General features: G+C 58.7%; 17 protein-coding genes and 4 pseudogenes. 11 read left to right on the forward strand and 10 right to left on the reverse strand.

The window, feature by feature from the left end:
• Positions 1-10: 10 nt before the first annotated feature.
• The 4 genes from QQL28_RS35465 to QQL28_RS35480 form a co-directional block, all read right to left on the reverse strand.
• Positions 11-2,245, reverse strand: coding sequence for a DEAD/DEAH box helicase (locus tag QQL28_RS35465; protein WP_284273208.1), 2,235 nt, complete (start codon positions 2,243-2,245; stop codon positions 11-13).
• The gene (locus QQL28_RS35470) at positions 2,214-3,527 is read right to left on the reverse strand and encodes an ATP-binding protein (RefSeq protein WP_284273210.1); all 1,314 of its coding nucleotides are present in this window, start codon (positions 3,525-3,527) and stop codon (positions 2,214-2,216) included. Before QQL28_RS35470 ends, QQL28_RS35465 begins: the two co-directional genes overlap by 32 nt.
• Positions 3,524-5,905, reverse strand: coding sequence for a tellurite resistance TerB family protein (locus QQL28_RS35475; protein WP_284273282.1), 2,382 nt, complete (start codon positions 5,903-5,905; stop codon positions 3,524-3,526). Before QQL28_RS35475 ends, QQL28_RS35470 begins: the two co-directional genes overlap by 4 nt.
• A 755-nt stretch (positions 5,906-6,660) precedes the next feature.
• Entirely contained in the window at positions 6,661-7,041 is a 381-nt protein-coding gene (locus QQL28_RS35480) for a hypothetical protein (protein ID WP_284273293.1), read from the reverse strand.
• Here QQL28_RS35480 and QQL28_RS35485 point away from each other — a divergent pair.
• The 4 genes and pseudogenes from QQL28_RS35485 to QQL28_RS35500 all read left to right on the forward strand — a co-directional run bounded on the left by QQL28_RS35485 (position 6,985) and on the right by QQL28_RS35500 (position 9,246).
• A pseudogene (locus tag QQL28_RS35485) lies at positions 6,985-7,133 on the forward strand (type II toxin-antitoxin system HicA family toxin). The gene QQL28_RS35480 and the pseudogene QQL28_RS35485 overlap by 57 nt on opposite strands.
• Before the next feature lie 46 nt (positions 7,134-7,179).
• Complete coding sequence (locus QQL28_RS35490) at positions 7,180-7,572, forward strand: type II toxin-antitoxin system HicB family antitoxin (RefSeq protein ID WP_284273212.1); 393 nt, start codon at positions 7,180-7,182, stop codon at positions 7,570-7,572.
• A 1,076-nt stretch (positions 7,573-8,648) separates the two neighbouring features.
• A pseudogene (locus tag QQL28_RS35495) lies at positions 8,649-8,768 on the forward strand (transposase); the annotation flags it as partial.
• Between the two features lie 148 nt (positions 8,769-8,916).
• Positions 8,917-9,246, forward strand: a complete 330-nt coding sequence (locus tag QQL28_RS35500) for a type II toxin-antitoxin system Phd/YefM family antitoxin (RefSeq protein WP_284273214.1) — start codon at positions 8,917-8,919, stop codon at positions 9,244-9,246.
• Between the two features lie 224 nt (positions 9,247-9,470).
• Here QQL28_RS35500 and QQL28_RS35505 read toward each other — a convergent pair whose 3' ends face one another.
• Positions 9,471-9,758, reverse strand: a complete 288-nt coding sequence (locus QQL28_RS35505) for a HigA family addiction module antitoxin (RefSeq protein ID WP_284273216.1) — start codon at positions 9,756-9,758, stop codon at positions 9,471-9,473.
• Positions 9,759-9,811: 53 nt separating this feature from the next.
• Positions 9,812-10,081, reverse strand: coding sequence for a type II toxin-antitoxin system RelE/ParE family toxin (locus QQL28_RS35510; protein ID WP_431309699.1), 270 nt, complete (start codon positions 10,079-10,081; stop codon positions 9,812-9,814).
• A 360-nt stretch (positions 10,082-10,441) separates the two neighbouring features.
• On the opposite strand from QQL28_RS35510, the gene QQL28_RS35515 reads away from it, so the two are divergent.
• The 7 genes and pseudogenes from QQL28_RS35515 to QQL28_RS35540 all read left to right on the forward strand — a co-directional run bounded on the left by QQL28_RS35515 (position 10,442) and on the right by QQL28_RS35540 (position 16,329).
• Positions 10,442-12,610, forward strand: coding sequence for a 2OG-Fe(II) oxygenase (locus QQL28_RS35515; protein WP_284273218.1), 2,169 nt, complete (start codon positions 10,442-10,444; stop codon positions 12,608-12,610).
• 120 nt (positions 12,611-12,730) lie between these two features.
• Positions 12,731-13,360 (forward strand): hypothetical protein, encoded by a 630-nt coding sequence (locus QQL28_RS35520; RefSeq protein WP_284273220.1) that lies wholly within the window; start codon positions 12,731-12,733, stop codon positions 13,358-13,360.
• Positions 13,361-13,775: 415 nt separating this feature from the next.
• Complete coding sequence (locus QQL28_RS35525) at positions 13,776-14,297, forward strand: hypothetical protein (protein WP_284273221.1); 522 nt, start codon at positions 13,776-13,778, stop codon at positions 14,295-14,297.
• A gap of 12 nt (positions 14,298-14,309) precedes the next feature.
• Positions 14,310-14,402 (forward strand): annotated as a pseudogene (locus tag QQL28_RS46465) (hypothetical protein); the annotation flags it as partial.
• 234 nt (positions 14,403-14,636) lie between these two features.
• On the forward strand, positions 14,637-15,209 hold the full coding sequence (locus QQL28_RS35530) for a hypothetical protein (protein ID WP_284273223.1): 573 nt from the start codon (positions 14,637-14,639) through the stop codon (positions 15,207-15,209).
• A 264-nt stretch (positions 15,210-15,473) separates the two neighbouring features.
• On the forward strand, positions 15,474-15,647 hold the full coding sequence (locus QQL28_RS35535; RefSeq protein ID WP_284273225.1) for a hypothetical protein: 174 nt from the start codon (positions 15,474-15,476) through the stop codon (positions 15,645-15,647).
• Positions 15,648-15,816: 169 nt separating this feature from the next.
• Positions 15,817-16,329: a hypothetical protein gene (locus tag QQL28_RS35540; protein WP_284273227.1), complete on the forward strand. Its 513-nt coding sequence runs from the start codon at positions 15,817-15,819 to the stop codon at positions 16,327-16,329.
• A 620-nt stretch (positions 16,330-16,949) separates the two neighbouring features.
• On the opposite strand, the gene QQL28_RS35545 is transcribed toward QQL28_RS35540, so the two are convergent.
• The 4 genes and pseudogenes from QQL28_RS35545 to QQL28_RS35560 all read right to left on the reverse strand — a co-directional run bounded on the left by QQL28_RS35545 (position 16,950) and on the right by QQL28_RS35560 (position 21,176).
• A complete protein-coding gene (locus tag QQL28_RS35545; protein ID WP_284273230.1) occupies positions 16,950-17,906 on the reverse strand; it encodes a lipase family protein in 957 nt (318 codons plus the stop codon).
• A gap of 41 nt (positions 17,907-17,947) precedes the next feature.
• Positions 17,948-19,777, reverse strand: coding sequence for a caspase family protein (locus tag QQL28_RS35550; RefSeq protein WP_284273231.1), 1,830 nt, complete (start codon positions 19,775-19,777; stop codon positions 17,948-17,950).
• A gap of 103 nt (positions 19,778-19,880) precedes the next feature.
• A pseudogene (locus tag QQL28_RS35555) lies at positions 19,881-20,219 on the reverse strand (non-homologous end joining protein Ku); the annotation flags it as partial.
• Positions 20,220-20,267: 48 nt separating this feature from the next.
• Entirely contained in the window at positions 20,268-21,176 is a 909-nt protein-coding gene (locus tag QQL28_RS35560; protein WP_284273232.1) for a hypothetical protein, read from the reverse strand.
• Positions 21,177-21,289: the final 113 nt, after the last annotated feature.

Below are 21,289 nucleotides of genomic sequence, written 5' to 3' on the forward strand. Positions count from 1 at the left end.
GAAAGCTGCGTCAGAGCTCTCTTGCAATCTCCGATATATTGCCCAGCTCCGCAGCGTTTTGTCTAGTCCATAGGGTCCGAGCCAAGGCAAGCGGCACCTGGTCCCGAAATTTGCCGGCTGCGATATTTTCAACGAAGTCGGAAACCTGGATCGCTCTGGAGCGATCAACTGAACTGAGCCGCCTCAATTTCGGCAAAGCCTCGGCCTCCGTCGTCTTGGCAAGGGTCAGCCCAAGGTCATGGACTTGAACTGGAAGCCCAGCCATAGCTGCGGCAGCCCCAAACACCGCCGTCGCCTGAGAACCGCGCCAGAGAAAAAGATGTAGATCCCGCTCTTCTTCGATAACCCTTCGCTTGTCGAGCTCGAACTTGCGGAACGTTTCCCGCCCTTCGGCCAAAAGCTCTTTCGCCTTGTCGTCAAGATACGGCGGCTCATCGGTGGACAGATAGACGTTCCGCATTTCGGCGGCCAGACGGTCGTGCAGACGCTCGCCGTCGGCGCGTTCGAATCGGGGCACGACCCCACCCGGGTGGGGGGCCACGAAGAGCGTATTCGTCCTTTCGTCTACGTCGTTAACGATCCACCTGCGGCCTGCAAATACGACGAGGCCATCCTTATGGACCGGGAACGATATCGGCAAAGTCCCGAGCGTCTTGCCCTCGATTGTCAATCGCCACTCTTCCGCGGACTCGAAGACGGCGAAGAAACTTCGTGATTGAACCGTGTGCTCTCCCTTCTCGGCAAGCATGATGAGCCCATCATTCGACTGCTCAATCAAGCGGATCGCGTCCGACGCCAGATGGCGAAGGAGGTCAGCGAATTCGTTCACGGATATCGCGGCGAAAGGGCCAGGGCCGCACAGCAAGTCATACAAGGGCCGTGCTCTTATCCCGCCCCGTTCGGCTATCACAGACAGGATCTGGTGAATCAGGCTCGAGGCCACCTCTGGAATCTGGCCGGCCGGCTCGACAAACTTGTCCAACAGCAACTGGATGACCGCCACCGATCGGATCGTGTTCGGTCTTAACCGGTCGATCAAACCGGATTTTCGGTCGATGTTCGGCTCGCGCACGTAGATACGAAGAACGGATGGCACACCCCTCCTTCGTCCGGTTCTACCGAGCCGCTGCTTTAGAGAAGACAACGAGCGAGGAGCACCGATCTGGGCTACGGACTTCACTGAACCGATGTCAACGCCCAGCTCCAGAGTTGAGGTACAAATCGCTGTCGTCGGCAGCTTTCCATCCTTGAGGCGGTCCTCCAGCTCTTCCCGCAGCGTCTTGGAAAGGCTGCCGTGATGCGGGAAGAACTCGTTTGGCACATCTGCCTTGTCAGACCGCCGCCTGAGCCGGTCAGCGGCCGACTCGACTGTGCGACGTGAGCCACCGAAAACGAGGTTGTTGGCACCGCGCAGGGTCTTGAACAGATGGTCAGCGATGTCGTCCAGCGCAATCCTGAATGACACCTGCTCGGCGTCGGCCCCACCCTCGGCATGATCGGGATCGTCAAGCTCTGGCGGCTCCACATAGCCACGTATTTGAAGCCTGAGTTCCGGAGAATCGGTCTTTGCTTCCAATATCTGGACCATCTCGGGCGCAGTCGGACGGAGCCATGTCGCCGCCTGGAAAAGATCACCAATGGTCGCGGACAGCCCGACGCGTCGCGCAGGCTGGGCTGACATCGCATCGATACGCCGCAGCAGACTTGCTAGATGAAGCCCTCTGGGCCCCTGAAGAAACGAGTGAACCTCATCGATGACCATGAAATCAGCCGACGAGAGCAGACGCTTCGCATCACTCGGGCGCCTGGTGAGCATCGCCTCGATCGATTCCGGAGTGATGAGCGCAATTCCCTGTGGCTTAGATAGCGCCCTCTTCTTGTCTCCTTGCGGAGCGTCACCGTGCCACTTAACGACTGGGATCTCCATACTCGCGCAGAGTTCGTCGAGACGCTTGAACTGATCGTTGATCAAGGCCTTCAGCGGACTAATATACAGGACAGAAAATCCCAGCGCCCTTCTATCAGCGACCTGGGTTAGGATTGGTAGAAATGCGGCCTCCGTTTTTCCGGCGGCGGTCGCGGCGGCAATCAGAACATCGCGATCGCTGTCCAGAACAGCGAGAATCGTGCGCGCCTGAATTTCGCGAAGCTCATCCCATCCCTGATCGTGGATCCATCGACGGATTGTCGGGTGGAGCCGGTGGTAAGCACCTTCAAGGGTTGAGTCGGAGGCTGGTGAGTTCATCGCCGTCTCCACTCTCTTCGGCTGGTTCCACATCGTCCGGGGCGTCTGGAGCAATTGAGATGCGGTCGAGAAGCTCCTGCCACCTGGCACCAGGGTTCTGTTCGAGGACGGCGAGCATTTGCACGAATGCTTTCACAGTCGAGCGCGGCGTTTGGAAGTACGACTCTCCGATCTTGCGGTTGCAATACTCCATGAACGCAGTCAGCGCCTCGTCGGGCACCAGGAACTTCGAGGGATCTCCGCTTGCGAAGACCATCCGGATGTTGCTGAGCAAGATCAGAAGGTCTTCCGGAGTCAGCCTTTGCAGACGGATTACCGGCCCCGAGAAATCAACAAGTCCGCCACTTGCAAAACTGTTTTCGGCCAGCCTGGATTGCAACGCCTCGTAGCTGAACACGCCTCGGCGCGTATCCAGCAGGAAGTCCGGCGTACCGCACATGACGAAACCAATTCCTGAAGTCGTGCCCTGAAGTGAATCGTTCACGATGTCAAGAAGCTGCTCATAGTTCTGCTTTCGGGATTGAGCGTTCTGAAGCTTGTAAATATGGGCCATTTCATCAAACATGACCAACAACCCAGCATAGCCTGCAAGTCGCACGAGGCAGCCTAGACACTTGAGAGATTCATACACGTTCTCGTCGTCGATGATGCTTCTGACGCCAAGGTCCCGTCTTGCATCTGTCTTGGTCGAATACTCGGCGCGGAGCCAACGGATGGCAGCTTCCTTCAGAGCACTATTGGACTCCTCGCTTCCACGCCAATAGGCTTTCAGCACTGTGGCGAAGTCGTAACCTCCCGCGAATTGAGTGACGGCCTCCAACTTCCGATCGATGACATTTTCGACGGCCGCCCCCTTTTCCTCAGCCTCCTTCACCGCATCCATGACGAGACGTTCGGTAATGCTTTGGAGCGCACCTCCTTCCGGCTTGTTGCGGGTCGACATGTTGTTGACGGCCTCCGCATAGAGCGCGCGTGCCTGACCACTACTGGCATGAATACGCCGGTTGGGAGACAGATCGGCATGCATTGTCACGCAACGCTTCTCAAGGGCTATGAGACGCACAACCCCCGCGAAGAACGTTTTTCCGGCACCATAGTCACCGATTACGAATCTGACGGCGGCCCCGCCATCTGCGATCCTGTCGATATCGCGCACCAGCGCACCGATTTCTCCTGCGCGACCGACCTGGATATGTGGCAAGCCAAGACGAGGGACGACGCCTGCGGAAAGAGCCTGAATTATCGTATCCCGTTCTCTGGGCTTAATCGACTTCTTGGTCATGCAGCCTTATCTTTCATTTCCGAGATGCGCCCGCGCAGATGGGGGGCTAGCACCACCTCTTCGCCGTCTTCAATCAATGCGTCATCAAAACACTCAAAGGACCAATCGTTGATACGCTCGATAGCTCCGTCGGGGAGCAATCGCATGTCCCTTGCGTGGCGGTCGAACTCAGATCGGGTCATTGACCCACGTTGTTCGAGCAGTTGTACGAGCTCACTGTGCGGTCCGTCCAACCCCTGCAGCGCGATCTTCTCATCGCGCTCGGACGTCGGCGGCTGGTCCGTTTCTTCGCTGAAAATATCTGACAATAGTGCAGATACAGCCTCGGTCTCCCGGCGTGTCCGAGCAAGCTTGGCGGCGTCAATGTTTATGCCCTCGCCAGATGCAAGCTCAAGCGGCGAGTTGACCGGCTCCTTCGGGATGCGGATTCCTGCACTCCGCGCTTCCTCGCTGATAGATACTGGCTCATCTGTCCTTTCTGCAGTTGCCTGATGAAGGTTCTGATAGACAGCCTCCCGTGGAAGGCCGAGAGTTCTGTGCAGCCGTTCCAGGAATTTAACCTCGCCGACGTCGATACTCCCGTCGCCCCCTACCACGGCAACAGCTGCGTCCGCGATAGCCTGCCGTTCAGCTTCCCCTACTTCCGCGAGCTTACGGAATACGCGAGTTTGTTTGGGGGGACTGTTAAAGGCTGTGACGGCGAAGGCAATCAGGCGAGCTTGCTCGACACCGGACAGGTCAGGCGTGGCACGGATTCTGTTGATGGTCCGCTGGACCTCTTCATAGCAAGCGTCTCCATCGGAGCCAGCTGCAAGAACCGCCACTTCGACCTGAGTTCTGGCGGCTCGAAAGGTTGCCCGAGCAGGATCGACGGGTCCACCATTCGCAGCCCTGAAAACAAACACCTGTTCGTCAGCACGAGGAATGCTGCTGCCATATCTCAGGTCCGGCTCGATAGCCACGTCGATCGCATCGAGCGCACGTCCCAGCACTTCGGCAGAAGTGGCGGGGATCTTTCCAATGGCCGGCACCTCAAAGCCAGCCATTTCAAAAATGTGCTGAGCTGTGGCGCTCCCACGACCCTGGGTTCCCAGTACGGTCTCGACCTGTCGGCGAAAGTCCGCGATCGCCTGCGAACCGGATTGCTGCCAGATATCGGCCGGCAATAGCCCCCTTGCCACGATGGAGTTGCGCAGATTTGGTTTACGCCCCACGAAGCGGCTGAAGGGATCCAGTTCGATCGTGCAATCCTCAACAAGGTTTCGCAAGGTATCGAGCTGTTTGGTCAGACCTGATACGTCAGGATATTGTTCGTGCCGGCCGTGAATTGCGACGTTGAATGCACCGCTCGCAGCGCGATATTGGAGGGATATCCTTTGCTGCGTCTTTACAGGGAGGCCGTTCGGATATCGCTCAGTAAAGCGCTTTGTCCACAGCGCAGCGAATTCGTCGAAGCAGCGCACGGCCGGTGTTCTGAGATGAGCATCCGGCATGGCCAAGACCCAGCGCAGAGCGTCATCTGCCGATGTCAGCGTTGGTGAATGAGCCAGTTTTGCGCCGAGATAGAGCCGCGTAGGGAGGTCCATGTCTGGGCCAGCGACGCGCTCTGGCGAAAGAGGCGGCAGATCAATACGGGCCGAAAGTTGAGCATTGGCGAGGTCGAGGAAATTATTGGCGTAGTGATGGAACGACCCATTCGCGCCGTAGATTGCCAATAGCCTTTTTACCTCGTCGACCAACGATGCAGCGTCATCACCCTGCTCAACGAACATGCGATGCTCGAGGCCATAGAAAAAGATGAAAACGAGGCCAATTCCATAAGCGGGGTCGCGCCTGCCTCCAAGCATCCAATCGAGGAACGCTCGACGGGCCGCGGGAGACATATCCGCATAGGAAGGCCAATATGGCATCGAGCTTCCGCCGATATCCGCACGTTGAGCTTGAGCAGATAAATTGGGATTGATCGCGTATTGCGCGGTCACACCGCCGGGCACCGCAACGCCATCTCCAAGGTAGAAAAGGCCTCCCCCAATCTCGACATTTCCGAGCTTCACCCGCTCGTCTGCGCGGACCCATCGGGCCAATGTACTGTTCTGACGAGAAGGATTTGTTTTGGCCGACAATGGGGGGACATTGATCTCGAATTCAGGCCCGCATGCGGGCACCTCGGCTGGCCCTCTCCGCGGTCCTACTCTGAAGATCGCGCGAATAGTGAGATAGATGCCGCCGCAGACGATTGCGATCGTTCCGAGGACGAGCACGTTCTCAACCACGAAGCGGTAGATGGCGACCACAGCAGCGATCACCGCCCCCACAACGAGCATCAGGGCTTCGCCGCCTTGTGTAGATTTTCCCCGCCGCCGACCCATGCCAACCATCAACCAGGCGTTTCAACGCCCGTTCAGCTCCCGGATTGACCTTCGCATGACCCGCGAACGGCGGCAAACAGTCTTACGACTACCACAATATAATACCACAATCGATTGCCGGCCCCCTCCGCGCCAGACCACGTTCTATCAGCATCCAATATGAAACCACCCAACCAAAGGTCGCCCCGTGCAGCTCATGCGACTTGGCCGGCGATCAGTTCACGGCGTTACCTTACTATCGCAGAGGCCAGCACCGGATGACCTCGTCGCGAAGATGCGCTCCATCCAAGTTCAGCAGCACATCGGGAGCTGGACCCCCAGTAAACTTTCCCTGGCCTGCACAATTTCCTTGAGCGCGCTGCGCGCCTCGTCATCGTGGGCCCTCTGCAAGGAGGCCGAGAATCGCCTGCCCCGCTGCCAAAAGACGGTAGACAGCACCAAGATGTCGCTCGGTGCCGGAGACGCGCAGATGATGGAGGACGACGCGCAGCAGGCTGGCGCTGCGCTGGTGGAGGACCCGCGCCTCATAAGAACCAGCCCCCTTCCCGCACCACACTTCAATCGGCCTTGTGGCCTCCCACGTCGGATCGATCGATTCAAATCGGAGCTGCCAACACCATTGGAGCCTCCATCGTTAGCACACCGACGACACCAGCATTGTCGCGCAGGATTTCGCTAACTTCTTCAATCTATCGCGGAATTTCGGCGCATATCCCATGTTCGAGCAGCTTTACTATCGCGCCCGGTGAACAATCTTTTTCGCGTCATTCGAAAGAAAAAAGCGCGAGCACCGTAGTTTTGCCCGGCACATGGATGGTGCCTACATCTCCAACCCCTATCTCGACAAATCCACTGGGCATCGTGCGCCACGACGCACCGACGCCCAAATCGGCAGAGACGACCCCGCTAGCGGCGCCCAGGCCAGCGACAGCCACCGGATCGAAAACCGCAAAAGAGTGCAGGCAAGCGAGCGGTGTGACCGAAAAACCTACGTCGCACAATGGGCAAAGCCGGTCTCTTCTAGCCCCATCAAGGCGACGTGATCGACGAACGGTAGATTGCGGGCAAGCCACCAGCCCCTGTCCTCGATGGCCGATGGTTGGGAACAGGTCGCCCAGAAAGGCAGCCACATTCAGTTCAAGCACCCAACCGCGTCACGGTCCCGCACCCCAAGAGGGATATCCCGATCGGAACGCTCAAGAGCATTGAGAAGCAAGCCGATTTGAAGTTGAATTGACAGCGCATAGAAAGGGCCATCGGCCCACCCAAGGAGAGGAGCTTTCATGCGACACTACATTGCCCTGATCCATAAGGACGCTGACAGCGATTACGGCGTCTCGTTTCCTGATCTTCCCGGCGTGATCACCGCTGGTACGGATCTCGATGATGCGCGCGCTATGGCCGCCGAAGCCCTGGCTCTTCATCTGCAGGGACTGGCGGAGGACGGCGAAGCCGTACCTGAACCCTCCTCTCTCGAGGGGGTCATGGCGAGCGCCGAGAATAGAGACGGCGTTGCCGTGCTGATTCCAGCGCCTACGGAAGCGGTGAAGAGTGTGCGTGTCAACGTCACTCTTCCCGCCGACGTTTTGAGTGAGATCGACCACTATGCCGAACAGCACGGTTTCACTCGATCCGGTTTTCTTGCGCAAGCCGCGAGGAAAGCGATCGCGGCCTGACAAAGCTGAATCCTATAACTTGAAGCTGCCCCGGTCTCCGACCGCCGCACATATGCGCGGTTCGTTCCAGCGGAACACCTTTTAGTCGGGCGCCCCTTTTCGGCCAATCGCAATTCCACAAACTGGCGCGGTCCCCACCAAGCTGCGAAGTGCCAGCTCGACGCAAACATCTTGCACGGGTCACTTCTTGCCCAGCGCAATCTCAACAAGCCGTCGAACCGCCTCCGGCCGGGTGAGAACGGCATCCTGCTGCTTCGCAATCTAGGAAGGTTGTCAGCTCACGCAAGACGTCTCCGAATGAACGCGCCGGCGATAACCAGCCGGACAACCAAACGGTCTATGCGTAAGGCTACTGCCAAGGCTGCGCCCAGGGCCCTCGCCCTACAACCGTCACAGCCGTCAACGTTCCCTCGCCACCGACCGAAAAGGACTGCGACGAAAACAGCGTCCCCGGTCGATCCCATCTTCGGTTTGCTCGATCTATACGGGAGACATGCCGTTGCCGAGGCAAGAGCCAGGTTCGTTGATGACTGCTTCGACGAGAAGCAGCCAACGTCGCACCACCGCTCTCCCAGGGTGTCCCTATCTCCAGCAAAAACGCCCTTAACCGGATTGCGGGAGCCCTAGCTCTCCGGTCACGCCAGCGCAATGGGTCCCGACTTTGAGCGTCCGGCTTTGACTTTTCACGGGCAACAGACAGCTCACAGCGTCTTAAGATACTCGACAAGCGCTCGCCGCTCGGCGTCGGTCAACTCTGGTCCGATGACGCCAGGCGGCAGCTTCGATAAGTCGGTTTCTTTACCCTCAAACGAATGTCCACGATTGCTATTCCCAAGCAGCGACACGTTGAAGTTCGTCAGGCCGTCCGCACGGGCGTCGCTCGTTTGTGTTTTCGCATTGATTGGATCGAATTCGCGGGCTACCAACGCAGAAGGAAGTCGGCCTCTCGTTCTGCGGCAACAACATATCTCTCAGTGTCGGCACGGACCCGTTGATGATCTGAGGTCGGCAAACTGGACCAGTTTTGGCTAGAGTTTTCGCTGCGTAAATCCCCTCGGCTGGAGGAGCGACGAACGATGAAGGCCTCGAAGTTTTCGGACGCCCAGAAGGCGTTCATCCTGAAGCAGGGCAGCGACGGGGTTGCGGTGGCGGAGATCTGCCGTAAGGCCGGGATCAGCCAGGCGACCTACTTCAATTGCGTCCGCAGTATCGGCTGCGGGTAGACGAGGTTCGGGTCTTCTACGATGTGTCCGGCGCGACCGTCGAGGTTCTGGCAATAGTGCCCAAATCGGAGGCCGAGTCATGGCTCGCACAATTCGGATATCTGGAGTGAAGGAAGTTCCTTTGTCCGAGATCAAGGATGATCTGTCTCGCTTTCTTCGAGAAGCCGAGCCGCAGGAGATCGTTATCACGCGCCATGGCAAGCCCCCAGGCGTGTTGATCGGCTTCGAGTCGGAAGAGGACTGGCTCGAGTACCGCCTCGAACATGACCCGCGCTTTCTGCGCCGTATCGAACAAGCGCGAAACAGCCTACGCGCGGGACGTGGCTCGAAGACACCGAAAGCGAATAGCGGCACGTGCGCTCCCGTCGGGGTGCGCGCGGGGACGAGCAAATTGTCGGATAGGACAGCGTGGACTCGCGCACGGCATTATCGCGCCACGGCGAAGCAATAGGCCCATCTTCATCGGCCGTGGCGCGCCACTTCGCCACCATTCAGGATAAAACTGCGAACCATGAGCGGATGCCGTTCGCGGTTGGGCCTGGTACGGCAAAAAGTCACAGCGATTCGTGGCGAGAAGGATATCTGGCCGCCCGGACCGCGCTTTGAATGTTGCGGCGGGGATCAAGCCTGGGGTTGCAAGATAGCGGGCGCGCGCGATTTGCTCTCACACCGCCCTCATAAGACGTAATCTTCTTGATCTGCGGCGCCAGCACGTCTTCGGCCGTTTCGAAGATCGAAGCGTGCTTGCATGTTCATCCAGAACGCCGCGCCAGTCTTGAAAAACTTGCCGAGCCGTAGCGTGGTGTCGGCGGTAACGGGCTTTTCTTCGCGCGCGATGCGTTCGATCCGGGTGCGCGGCAGGTTCAGCGCGGCCGCGACCGCGTAAGGGGTCAGCTTGAGCGGAACGAGAAATTCCTCCCGCAGGGTTTCGCCGGGATGAACCGGCGGAAGCTTCTTTGCCACTTGCGATCTCCTATGTGGGCCGCATCCGGCCGGTCTGAGCTAGTGATAGTCGATTATCTCCACGTCTTCTGGACCCGCATCGGTGCACCGAAACACGACCCGCATTGATCATTGATGCGGATCGAGTGCTTACCCGCCAAATCGCCTTTAAGGGCTTCAAGGCATTTGCCGGGAGGCGAGTTCAAGGTCTCAAGAAGGTCGGCGGAGTCCACCATGATCAGTTTTCGGCGAGCTACCTTGGCAAGATTTGCCGGAAAACCGTTCGGAACAATGCGGCCCTGAAGGATCGGCTCGGCAAATTTCCGTTTGAAGCTTCTGATCACGGGCGATACGTATCTCATTGAGACACGCAGGTAAGGCCTTTATATCCCGATGAGATACCGGTTGCGATACGCAGCGCTTCCGGATAAGTGCAGGCGAATTGCGGGAGGCCCGCCAAGGGCGCAGATTCTCGAGAGTGAAAAGCGGCGGCCTCAGTGACGTATGATCGCGATTTGCCACGCCTGCGTTCGCTGCGTATCTTTTCTAGACGGCCCAGCACGCCGACTTTTCGATCGTCCACGAAACGCTGACCAGCTTGCCGGGGAGTTTCCATGTCGTCGATTGGTACCGCGTTGCTCGATAGCCTGCGTTCCGTTAAGCGTCCGACCGACTTTTGCGTCGGCGGAATTCGGGAGATCTCCATGCCGACGGTCGATGTCGACGGCTTGGGCAGGATCGCTTTTCCTATCCTGCCCGTCCAAGCCGAGCGGCTTGTCGCAATCGCCGAGGCAGCACCCTATGGGCGGGGCGAGGAGACGGTGGTCGATCGCGAAGTCCGGAGAACCTGGCAGATCGATTCCGCCAAAGTTCGGATCGGAGGGCGTAACTGGGAGAAAACCCTGGCCGGACTCGTCGCCGACGTAGCCCGCGGGCTCGGTGTGGGTGAGCAGGTAGCGCCCGATTTCTACAAGCTTCTAGTCTACGATACCGGCAGCTTCTTCGTCGACCACCGCGATACCGAGAAGGTCCCCGGCATGTTCGCGACGTTGGTGCTCGTGCTGCCTTCGTCGCAGAGCGGTGGCGAATTGGTCATAAAGCATCTCGGCCGCGAGGTGACGCTCGACCCACGTCCGGAGGAACCGTCCGAGATCGGTTTTGCGGCTTTCTATGCCGACTGCGTGCACGAAGTGCGTCCGGTCAAGGCGGGATTTCGCGTCACCCTCATCTTCAACTTGCGGCTCGCCGGCACGAGACGCTCGCTAAAAGCGCCCGATTATCACGTAGAGCACGGCCGGATCGTGAAATTGTTGCGGGGTTGGGCGAGCGCAGAGGACGAACCTGACAAGCTGATCCTGCCCTTGGAGCACGCCTATACGCCGGCGGAGCTGTCGTTCAGTGCCCTCAAGGGGGCTGACGCCGGCGTGGCGTCAGTCTTGGCCGAGGCCGCCGCGGAGGCGGACTGCGATCTCCACCTCGCTCTCGTCTCGATCGAGGAAAGCGGCAGCGCCGAACATACCGGCTATTACGGCCGGGGCCGCTGGAGTAGCGACGAGGAGGAGGACGACGAATTCGAGGTTGCCGAGGTCTTTGACCGGGCGCTGATCCTGTCCGAGTGGCGGCGTCCGGATGGCGGCAAGGCCGAGTTCGACGAGTTTCCGTTCGCCGAGGACGAGCTATGCCCGCCTGGTGCTTTCGAGGACCTGGCCCCAGACGAGCAGGTTTTTCATGAGGCGACGGGTAACGAGGGCGCATCCTTCGAGCGCACCTATCGCCGCGCCGGATTCGTGTTGTGGCCAATTGCGCGGAGGCTCGCGGTGCTGAATCAGGCCGGCCTCCGCACGACGCAGCCGTATCTCGAAGGTCTGACAGCGCGCTGGGAGACAAGCAAGGCAGAGATCCAGTCGCCGTTGTGGCGTGAGGCCGACGAGCTTTCCGGGCATATGCTGCGCACCTGGCCTCGTCATGTGTGGCGCGACGAGGGCAATATTGACGCGAGCCGGATGCTCAATTTGCTGGTCCGGCTCGGCAATGTGGCGCGCATCGACGCGTTTCTCGCCGGCCTGTCCGCCGAAGGCATTTACGGCGCGCCCGACAACGAGGCGATCGTGCGTGCGGCCGCCCTCCTTCCGGCCTCGCGTGCAACGGAGCTGCTGGTCCGGATTTTCAGCCGTAACGCTCCGGCCCATCTCGGCGCCTGCGGCGATCTGCTGCGGCGCTGCGTTGCGGCGCCGATGGGTACGACGGGCGACCTGGTGCGGATCGGCGCAGCCCTGATCGACGCCCTGCCGGGCGCCCCGACCAGGGAGGAGGTCGACACCAGGACCCGGCCAACGCCCATGTCGCCCGGCTTCGTTGTCGATCTTCTGACGGCGACGAGCCGGATCGATGCAGGTCTCGCGGCGCGTGCGATCGAGCACCTGCTGGCCTGGTCGAAGACATACAAGCCGGACGAGGTGCTAGTCCCCGCCGCTCGCACGTTTGCTAAACTGGCGGAAAGCGTGGCGTGGCCGGCAGTGGCGCGGCTCCGAGAGACGTCTCTCGATCATCTGCGCAGGCGCATCGCACTGCCGCTGGAGGCGCCACGGAACTGGGCAAGGACCAACCCACTCAAATGCACGTGCGCCGACTGTCGCGGACTGGGCGCGTTCCTGGTTGCGCCGGATCAACAGCAATGGCGCCTGAAGGCGATCCAGGATCGGAGGACCCATGTCGAGCAAAGCGTTCGGCGCGCGGCGTGCGACCTTGACCTCACGACCGAAAGGCGCGGCAGCCCCCACACGCTGGTCGCCACCAAGAACCAGGCCAGCTTCGAACGGCGCGCAAAGCAGCGCCGGCAGGATCTGGAGAATGTTTCAGCGCTGGGCGGATGACATTGCCCTCGTCCCGCAGGGAACAGCAAATTCGAGCACGGAATGAGCCGGAAGAATCGGGTTCCACTCGCTGATCGCGTCGCCAGGGCGGCGGAAGCGGCGCTTGCCGCCCGGAGTTTTGTGAGCGCCATCGACGTTCTCGTCGGGATCGGCTGGCTTGATCCTGAAGCAGTGGAGCGCTGGCGCCGCGGGCAGGTCGATCACCTCGAAAGGGTCGTCCGGACCAACCTGCCGCGCATCTCGGAAGCCATGAAGCTTTTCCGATCATGGGCGACCACCAGAGGACTGAACGCAAGCCAGACGGTGTATGTCGCGCGTACGCCGCGACGGCAGACACTCCGTTTCAGCCGAAGCGGAAATCCTGCAATCGACGCGTCGTATCGGACTCATTGGGTCTCGCCGGAGCTCTCCGAGAGGAAGCACGAGCGTCTGGTGAAGAAGGCAAGCCATGCTCCAGAACTGGTGGTCATCCAGCCATTGAACGACGCGTGGAGATGCCATCGGTGTGGCGGCGCCGACGATCTGTTGATGATGGAGAATCGCGGCCCGGCGTGCTTGGGCTGCATTGGCCTCGATGATCTCGAATTTCTGCCGGCGGGCGAAGCCTTGCTTACGCGGCGCGTGAAGGCGAGAAGCACGAGATGCGCTGTCGTCGTGCGCTTCAGCAGGACCCGCGGCCGTTACGAACGACAGGGTCTGCTGGTCGAGCCGCAGGCATTGGCAGATGTGCAACGCGATCTCTTCCGATAACGCTGTTTCGATTCCCGGCTCCGCCCAATCATATTGCAATTTTGTTTTGAGTGGCGCGCCAATTCGCGATTTTCTGCGACATTCTTTCCGGAGGGCGCGTAATCGCGCCCACGTGCGCGAGGCTATGCCAGGAGTTCGCCCGCGTTTGCTGCGCCCTGACAAGGGCACATTAGCTGTGGATTTCAATGACTTTGAAGGAGCCGAGACGCGCCTGGCGGCTAACCTCGCATGATTCGTGGAGGTAACGTTGATGGCTCGAGTCCAGCCAAAGTCTTCGTCGACGGACGACTATGCGAGACTGATTGCGCGCGCCGTAGCCAAGGGCCGGCCACCCCCGTTCAGTGACGACCTCGATCGGTACTGCGAAAGTTCCCCACGCGAAATATTTACGGCTTTCGCGGGCGCAACCCGGCACATGCCTCCGGCCGGCAAGGATGAGGCGCTCGGCATCGGTTATTTGTTTGTGCTGCAGCGGCTGCTCGAGCAGCTGCGCTATCGGACCGATTGCGGCTATGCGGATGCGGCCAAGCTCATCGCCGATTTTCAGGCCGACGTCGTCACACGGGTTGAGGCGGGACAGGTCGATGCGCGCATGCTCGCCTTCGTCGGAGGAGCGCTGCACCAATCGAAGATACCGGCATCGCCGGAGCTTGCCGCCGCATCGGCCAGGCATTCCAACAATGAGGACGAGGGCGGGCCGCTTCCGACCGACGTCCGCGCGGCACTCGGCGATATCCTCGAAGCCTGCGGCGGCGATCCGTTCATGATTGTCGGCTCGCTGATCGAGAGCAGCCACGCCATGCCGGTGGAAACCCGAAGCTCTTTGGCAGGAGCCATGGCGCTCGCGGGGATACCGGAAGGCCGCGCCAATGCAGTTCTGTTCCTGCTCGATCCGGATGCTGCCGTTCGCTGCGCGGTCTCTGTAGCGCTTGATTAGGTCGCCGCCTCGCTGACGCAGACGGATGTTCGGCGGCTGATTGCGATGCGCAATTGGCGGCCCGAAGACGAGCGAGCTCAAGTCGACGCCGTCATCCGCAAGGCGCGCGCGGCTGGGATCGATTGTGCGCAGTGGCAGGCCGGTAGCATCGAAGCAGTTGTCGCCTCAGCCATTGACGGCTCCACAACACAAGGCTTCCTGCTGGTTTCGCCGGCCGGACGGAAGAAGCGGATATCGTCGGTTCTGACCAAAGGCGGGATTGCCGATGCTTGGAGCGGCGAACCGGAATCGGTTCGCCGGATCGAGGCGAACTTGGCCGGCGCGGGGAGGACTTCCCCTATGCTTGCGGTGTCCCGATCATATCTCGACCGCGCCGTGGCGCATCATTTGGCGCTCAGCACAGAGAAGCGGGAAGCCGCGCCGTTGGGTTTACTTCAGGTTGCCGAGACGATCGGCGGTGCCGACTGGCAACCCGCGCGGATGGCTTTCGGTGAAGCGCTTGCCGGGCTGATCGCCGATATCCCGAAGACGATGTGCGAGGCCGCGGCGCTCGCTTCGGTGTTACGCAAGAGCGACGATTTGGCCGACCTCGATGCCGTTGCCCTGTCTTGGTTCGAGGACGATCCTCAGGTCGCACAAGCGGTGGAAGGTGCGCGCGGTCGCGATCACGCGAAGCTTGCCAATTATCTCTTGCAGAGCGCCCTTGCGCGGCATCGCGACAGATGGGCCGAGACTGTTCTGCGCACGGCCCTATGGATGTACGAGGCGCCTCCGGAGGCCGATCTGTGCTGGCGTGAGCTCGCGCTCGTTGCGAAAGCGCTCGCCGACGGTCGGGATATGACTGAGATCGGATTGATGCGCAATATCGCACTGCGGACGATCGCGGTTCTCAGAAGCGCCGGGCGAATGTGAGTTAGACACGAGTATCGCTCCAATCGGAGCGGAGTGGAGGATCGCAGGCCCTCGCAGATTAGTTAGTCGGGTGCAGCGTGTGGCTGGCCGCTGCATCATAGGGCAACGGCGAAGCAATAGATTCCCATCTTCATCGGCCGTGCCGTGCCAGTTGCCGTCAAGGCTGGCCATCCCGCCCACCGTCTCGGGTCCTCGTTGAGATGCTACCTTGAGTCGATTAACCGGGACTGAGTCTCGGCTCTTCTTATTTGGCGAGGCTGGAAGGTGATCGACGTCGATATGGAAAAGCTTCGGGAGATATACGTCTTTGTCTGCTTCGCCCTCGACATGGCGGCGCTAATTCTCTGCGTGTTTCAGGCCTGGAAAATCGGATCAGCTTCCGCCTTGGGCGTTGCATTTGTCGCATGTGGCGTGTTTCTTGTTCTTATCCCAGATTAAGACCTTCAAAGTCTGGGAGATCCAAGTTGAACTTCGCGAGACCTTGGATCGCGCCGAGGAGATAATCGGTCGAGTTCGCAAGCTGGCGTCAATCAGCCCTCGCGCAAGCTATCTGACGATCGCTTGGGGAAATCGTCTAGGGACCCCACCAGCGAGGGAGAAGCAGACCATGCTTGATGAGATTGATAATCAGCTCGCCGACTTGAAGGTATCACCCGAGGAACTGGCTGATATTCAGCGCCCCTTCGTCAAGATGATCCGGCTGGACTTCTTTTTCCTATTTCGAGGCGTCCTCAACCAATACGCTACGATCCTCAACCAAAAGCTAATTGCGAATGTCCACGAGGCCAAAGGCGCAACTACGGCTAGCGCGGCTGCCATGCAGCATTCGGAGCTCATTTCCGCCTGGAGCAAACGAACTCAGAAGGAAGATCCAAGCGCTGACTTGGAAAGGCAGTCACTCACTGATGTGCTGAACGACTACATGCCGAGGAACGGCGAATGGTTGAGTGACAAAGAGCTAGCAGTCGTGCAGAAGTTTAGGTCGGAAATCGTGCGACTGAACGCCGACTGCGAGAAACAAGGCGGCTACACGCCAGAGGCAGTGTCCTTCTATGATCGATACTCGGGACATAACAATATCGACAAGGCCAAGCAATTGAGAAACGAAGTATTGCAATAGGTCATTCGCCGGACCGATTCGAGTTGCATTCATAGCGTCACCGAAATCGAAAAGGGCGAGGAAGATCTTGCCCCCATGCGTGCGGAACCCGCTGCCAATGTTGGCAGCACGTCGCGTTGGAGGCAGCGTGACCCACCCTTCCGCTGTACCGAGCCTGCCGCGGATGTTCTAAAGCGGCGACAGCCGCCGAGCCCCTCACCTTCACCCGGCTTTGGAAGCTTTTGGGTGCCCCAAACATCCGCCATCCAGAGTAGCCCAGCCGGCGCACAGCATGCCAACGATGACGACAACCACCGGCAGAATCACGGTATTTTTCTTCATCTCTCTGGCTCCCAACTCGCATCCGCCTTAAAGACAACCAGCACTCTGCCCTCATCCAGAAAGCCGCCTAGCGGCGCGCCTCGCACTTCCTCGACTTGGGCTCCTTAGCGATAGGCAAGGGGACGATCAGCCACGAGGGCAAAGCGACTTCGCCAACCCGCCCGCGCCCACCGCAACTTCCTTCCGCCCTGACCTCAATCCGATCGAGCAGATCTTCGCCAAACCCAAACACCTCATGCTAGCTGCAGAGCCTCGTGACGTGGGTAGGCGAACTCCTCTATCTCTTCAAGGAGGGGTGATTAGGCTCCCAACGCATCCAGAATGTGTTTAGCCACTTGGGGATCGTTCAAATAACCCACAATTCCATGCCTATTATCTGTTGCATTGAGAACGGACGCATAGTTTTCGACCGAGGGATTTATAGGAAAACTCGATCCGTCGAGCGGATAGAGCGCCACCACATCTCTTGGGTCGAAAGCATTGTACCAAGCCTTGATTTTCGCCGGAAATCCAATTGGCCGGAAGCGGTCGCGAATTGCCCTGATCCCAAGGGGTGAGCCGACCGTTATGAAAGCCCGCACCTTGAGTGCTCGTCGGTCGGTGCGCAAAATGTGATAGGCAACAACAGTCCCAAGCGAATGGCCAACGATTACGCATGGAGATTCGTCGATCTTTTCCGCGACCAAGTTGTCGATTGCGTCCTGGACGCCAGGCTGTGATGTGTAGAGGTAGACATCCCGCATGAACTTCTCGATGAAGGATTGGCTAACACTGCCGGCGTTTCGATCTATCGCCCGGATAATCGCTTGAACCCAAGCCCAATTCTGAGGGCCTTTTTCGGTTGGATTTGTCCCGAATTGTTCCTGCACCTCAGCATCGCTGATACCCGCCTTGCTTCGCATTTGCTCGGCAACTTCGGCTTGGAAGCTCAAAAAGTCGGCGTCGACGCCGGCCCCCTTCGTTTGAATGTCCGTCGTGAGAGGAATTTCGAACCTTCGCGTGAAATCATCGAGCTTGTCGCCGTAAAATGGGAAAGCGACGTCGAGCTGAGGCGGAAGAGTTCGATTATTCTTGGCGGCCCCTTGCTTCAATGTGTCGAGCCAGCTTGCCTTCAGGACATCGGGATCCAAGCCTTGCTGGGAGCGGCCATGGACGAATACGAGTCGAGCCGGACGGTCGTCTCCAGCAAAGCTTTTCGTTGCGACGACCGTCGCGAGGCCTGCACCTGCGATAGATAGAAATCGTCGCCGGTCCATGTAACGTACTCCTCGGTTGAAGAACGCAAGAGATGCGCGAGCTATCCGCTATTCTTAAATCCGTTCTGCTGCATGTAGCTGAATACGAGCTCCATTCCTTTCGGCCCAAATGTCGTCCACAATCCGTCACGAAGGTCGAAGCGCGCCTGTTCTATCAGCGTTGGCAAGACAACGTTCTTTACGCGCAGCAGCTGCCAGCCTTGCGACAGCATTGGACAAAAGGGTGTGACTTCGTTCGGGTTATCTACATGCTTGTCCGACAGCGCGTTGGCCAGAAGAGCGACATCAAATAGATCGCCCCTGAGATCGCCTCTCATAAATTCCCGCACCGACCGCACCTGGTTAATTAAGTTAGCATCTGCGTAGGCGTAAGCGGCATAGATGCCGAGCGTGGGATCCACTCCCTTCATGACTCTAATCTGGTCCGCAAGGCGCTCAGCCGCGCGCGCTCTGCTTTCTTCATCTCCTTCTATGCGGAAGGCGCCGTATTTTGCGGCAGCTCCGACCAATGCATGCAATCTATCGAGCCTCTCTTTCTCTTCATAAGATCCGTACGACCGACTTCCGCCAACTGACGGTGCGTATGTGACGCTCGAGACTTTCCCTGCCTCGACGGTGATAGTGCCGACAAAACCCGGCAACGCCGCAATCACAGTGCCAGACCCATCGTCGAACATCAGCGCCACGGTCGCAGGACGCTCATCGGCAGGATAGACTCTGACCAACGCGGGATCCGTGTATCGGCGAAGTATCTCCATGTCATTTCGACTCATTGCTCGAAGGACCCGGGTACCGTTGATAGCGAGTCCCATCTCGGTCTCGAACGAGCGTGCACCCTTTGCGGTTGAGATCGACGCCTTCGCCTCGGCAAATCCTGACTCGGTTGCGACTTGCGACAATGTCTGTGCGTAGATGTTGTGAAGTGGGCCTAGCGACCCAACCTGTGTGGTCGCAAGCGCGCTGTTGACGACATCGGAGATTTTTGCATTTTGTTCTCCAAAGACTGCGCCTGGGCCAGGTGGAGATGCAGGCCGCAAGGCTCGGCCAATATAGAAGTTGTCGCGGCACTCGAGCCGAGTATCGGGAATTTGCCTGTGCTTTAGATCTATCTGCACAAGGCGAAGAGGGACCTGAACGCGCAGGTAGTCTTCAAGAAAGTAGTTCGGGACAACCAAATTCCCATCGATGGTTTTCACCATCTCTTCGCTAGGGTGCTGAAACGCTTCCAAGAAGACTGACGTATAGATTCCTGCATAAGCGTCCGCCGCGACCTTTGCTTCGATGGACGACTGCCCAGGTTCCGTAGCAAGGAATCGATCAACTTTCCCACTCCTGCCAGGTGGTGCTGGCGAGTTAGGGAAAATGAGCGTCCCGGTCAAAAGGCTCGCGTTGTATTCGGGAATTGAGCGGCACGCATCAGATATGAAGACCACGTTCGGGATTCCGCTCCGATGAGCAAGTTCCCAACTTTCCCTCAAGGTCACTGCTTCATTGGGATCGTCCGGTGCCCCGCTCAATAGCCAGTATTCGTTGAAGCCCACGCACACGCCATGACCAGAGAAATAGATCACCAAGTGAGTGAGTGTTGCGCGCCCAACAAGTTCGAAGACAGTATCCTTGATCATCTTTGCCGTCACGGGACCGGCATCGTCGACGATGAGCTTGACTTCGAAGCCCTCTCCACAAAGCCAATCGGCGACCGACTTAGCACCAGAGACCGCTGCCTTTAAGACGGGCAGCGTTCCAGCTTTGTTGATCCCTATCGAAACAGCCGCGCGGGTGTTCGGAACGCCGCAATCGGCGTGGCTCTTCGCTGCCCAGAGCTGCGCTAGAGCAATGCTTCCGCCAACAAGCAAGTCGCGCCGTCTCATGCGGTGCAACCTCCCTAAGCCTAATCAGCCTATGGTAGTATTTTTTTTGCGAATTCCAACAAATTTCATGAAGGAAGATCGTCACTCGGCTTTACGGGGCTAACTAAGCTGACTTTCGCCGCGCTCCGGCGGCCGGCTTCTTTGCTGCCGCTTCCTTCGCCGCCTTCTTGCCGGCGATCGGCATCAGCATCTCTTTCTGGCTCGCCGAGGCCTTCTTCGCCTTCTTAGCCGGCTTCTTCGATGTCTTAGTCTCGGCCACGGCGCCGCCGACGCTCTTCCGCAGCGCGTCCATCAGATCGACGACGTTCTCGCCCCTCGGCCGTTCTTTCGGAGTGATAGGTTTGCCGGCGCGCTTCAGATTGATGAGGTCGACGAGTGCTGTCTCATAATGGTCCTCAAACTTCTCGGGATCGAACCGGCCCGCCTTGCCGACGAAGTAATGTAGGCCGAATCATTCACAATCTGCACTAAACTCTGTGTCGGCACCTGTTTATCTACGCAAGCTCTGAATGAGGATCTTGCTGTTGAGTTGTTGCAGCACTTGATCGAGCTTCAGTTTCGTCGCGAAACCGATCCGCGCCTCTACTCCGGCCGGGCGCCGCTCGATCCGATCAGGCGTTACTTGAACCGGTATAAATTCCTTTATGTTCTTCGATCGAGCTTCGTCCGCTGTAAATTTTCCGAACTCAGGATTCGGACGCATCTCGGTCTTTCCTTTGATTAGAACCTCTGTGAACCGCTTCCGGAAGTCCGCAGGGTCCATTTGCACCATTGCAATGTCGACCGAGTTTGTCGACTTGGAGTCTAGGCCGAAGGTGACTTTCGTATTGGTTGCATTCGCCAGAATGAAATTGGGCGTAACGCCCGCGGTCAGCGTCACCAGGAACTCCATGGTGTAGCCGATCGACTTGTCGTTGTTGAAGCCCGAGTGAAGCGTCGAATTCTGATCCACGAGATATTGGGCCTCGAATACACGAACGATCCAGTCACCCAATCCCAATTGACCTTCAAGGAGTATGGGGCTGGCGGGAGGACAGGTGTGTGTGGCTGCCTCGACGAATGCAACATAAACATTGAGTAGAGCCGTACGTTTCGCGTTGAGCGATGCACCGAGACTCACATCGAGAGGGCTCACGCTGCCAAAGGGTCCGGTCAACGACGTGGACGGCGTCACTCCTCCCGTGGAGTCGACAGCAAGCGTCAGCGTGAGACCCGCCGCCCAGGTACTTAGATCCGGAAACCGTCGATCATCCTTCAATTTGAGAAATGCCGCACCGATCTCGCATTTGACGCGTTCCTCGACGGCCGCGAGGGATACGTGGTCGATCGACTCCGTCGGCATCGTGGCGCACGACGTTAGCAAGGCGCAACACGACGCCAGCAAAACCTGCTTCAACATATGAAAGAGCCCCCAAAGCAAATAAGGTGGCACAACCCCAGCGAGAGAGCAAGCTCGACGACATTTTGGGTCAGCGTCATTGCCGCAACGCGATATCCGCTGTTGCGATTCTC

The organism is Bradyrhizobium iriomotense (assembly GCF_030160715.1).
Classification (GTDB): Bacteria; Pseudomonadota; Alphaproteobacteria; order Rhizobiales; family Xanthobacteraceae; genus Bradyrhizobium; species Bradyrhizobium iriomotense.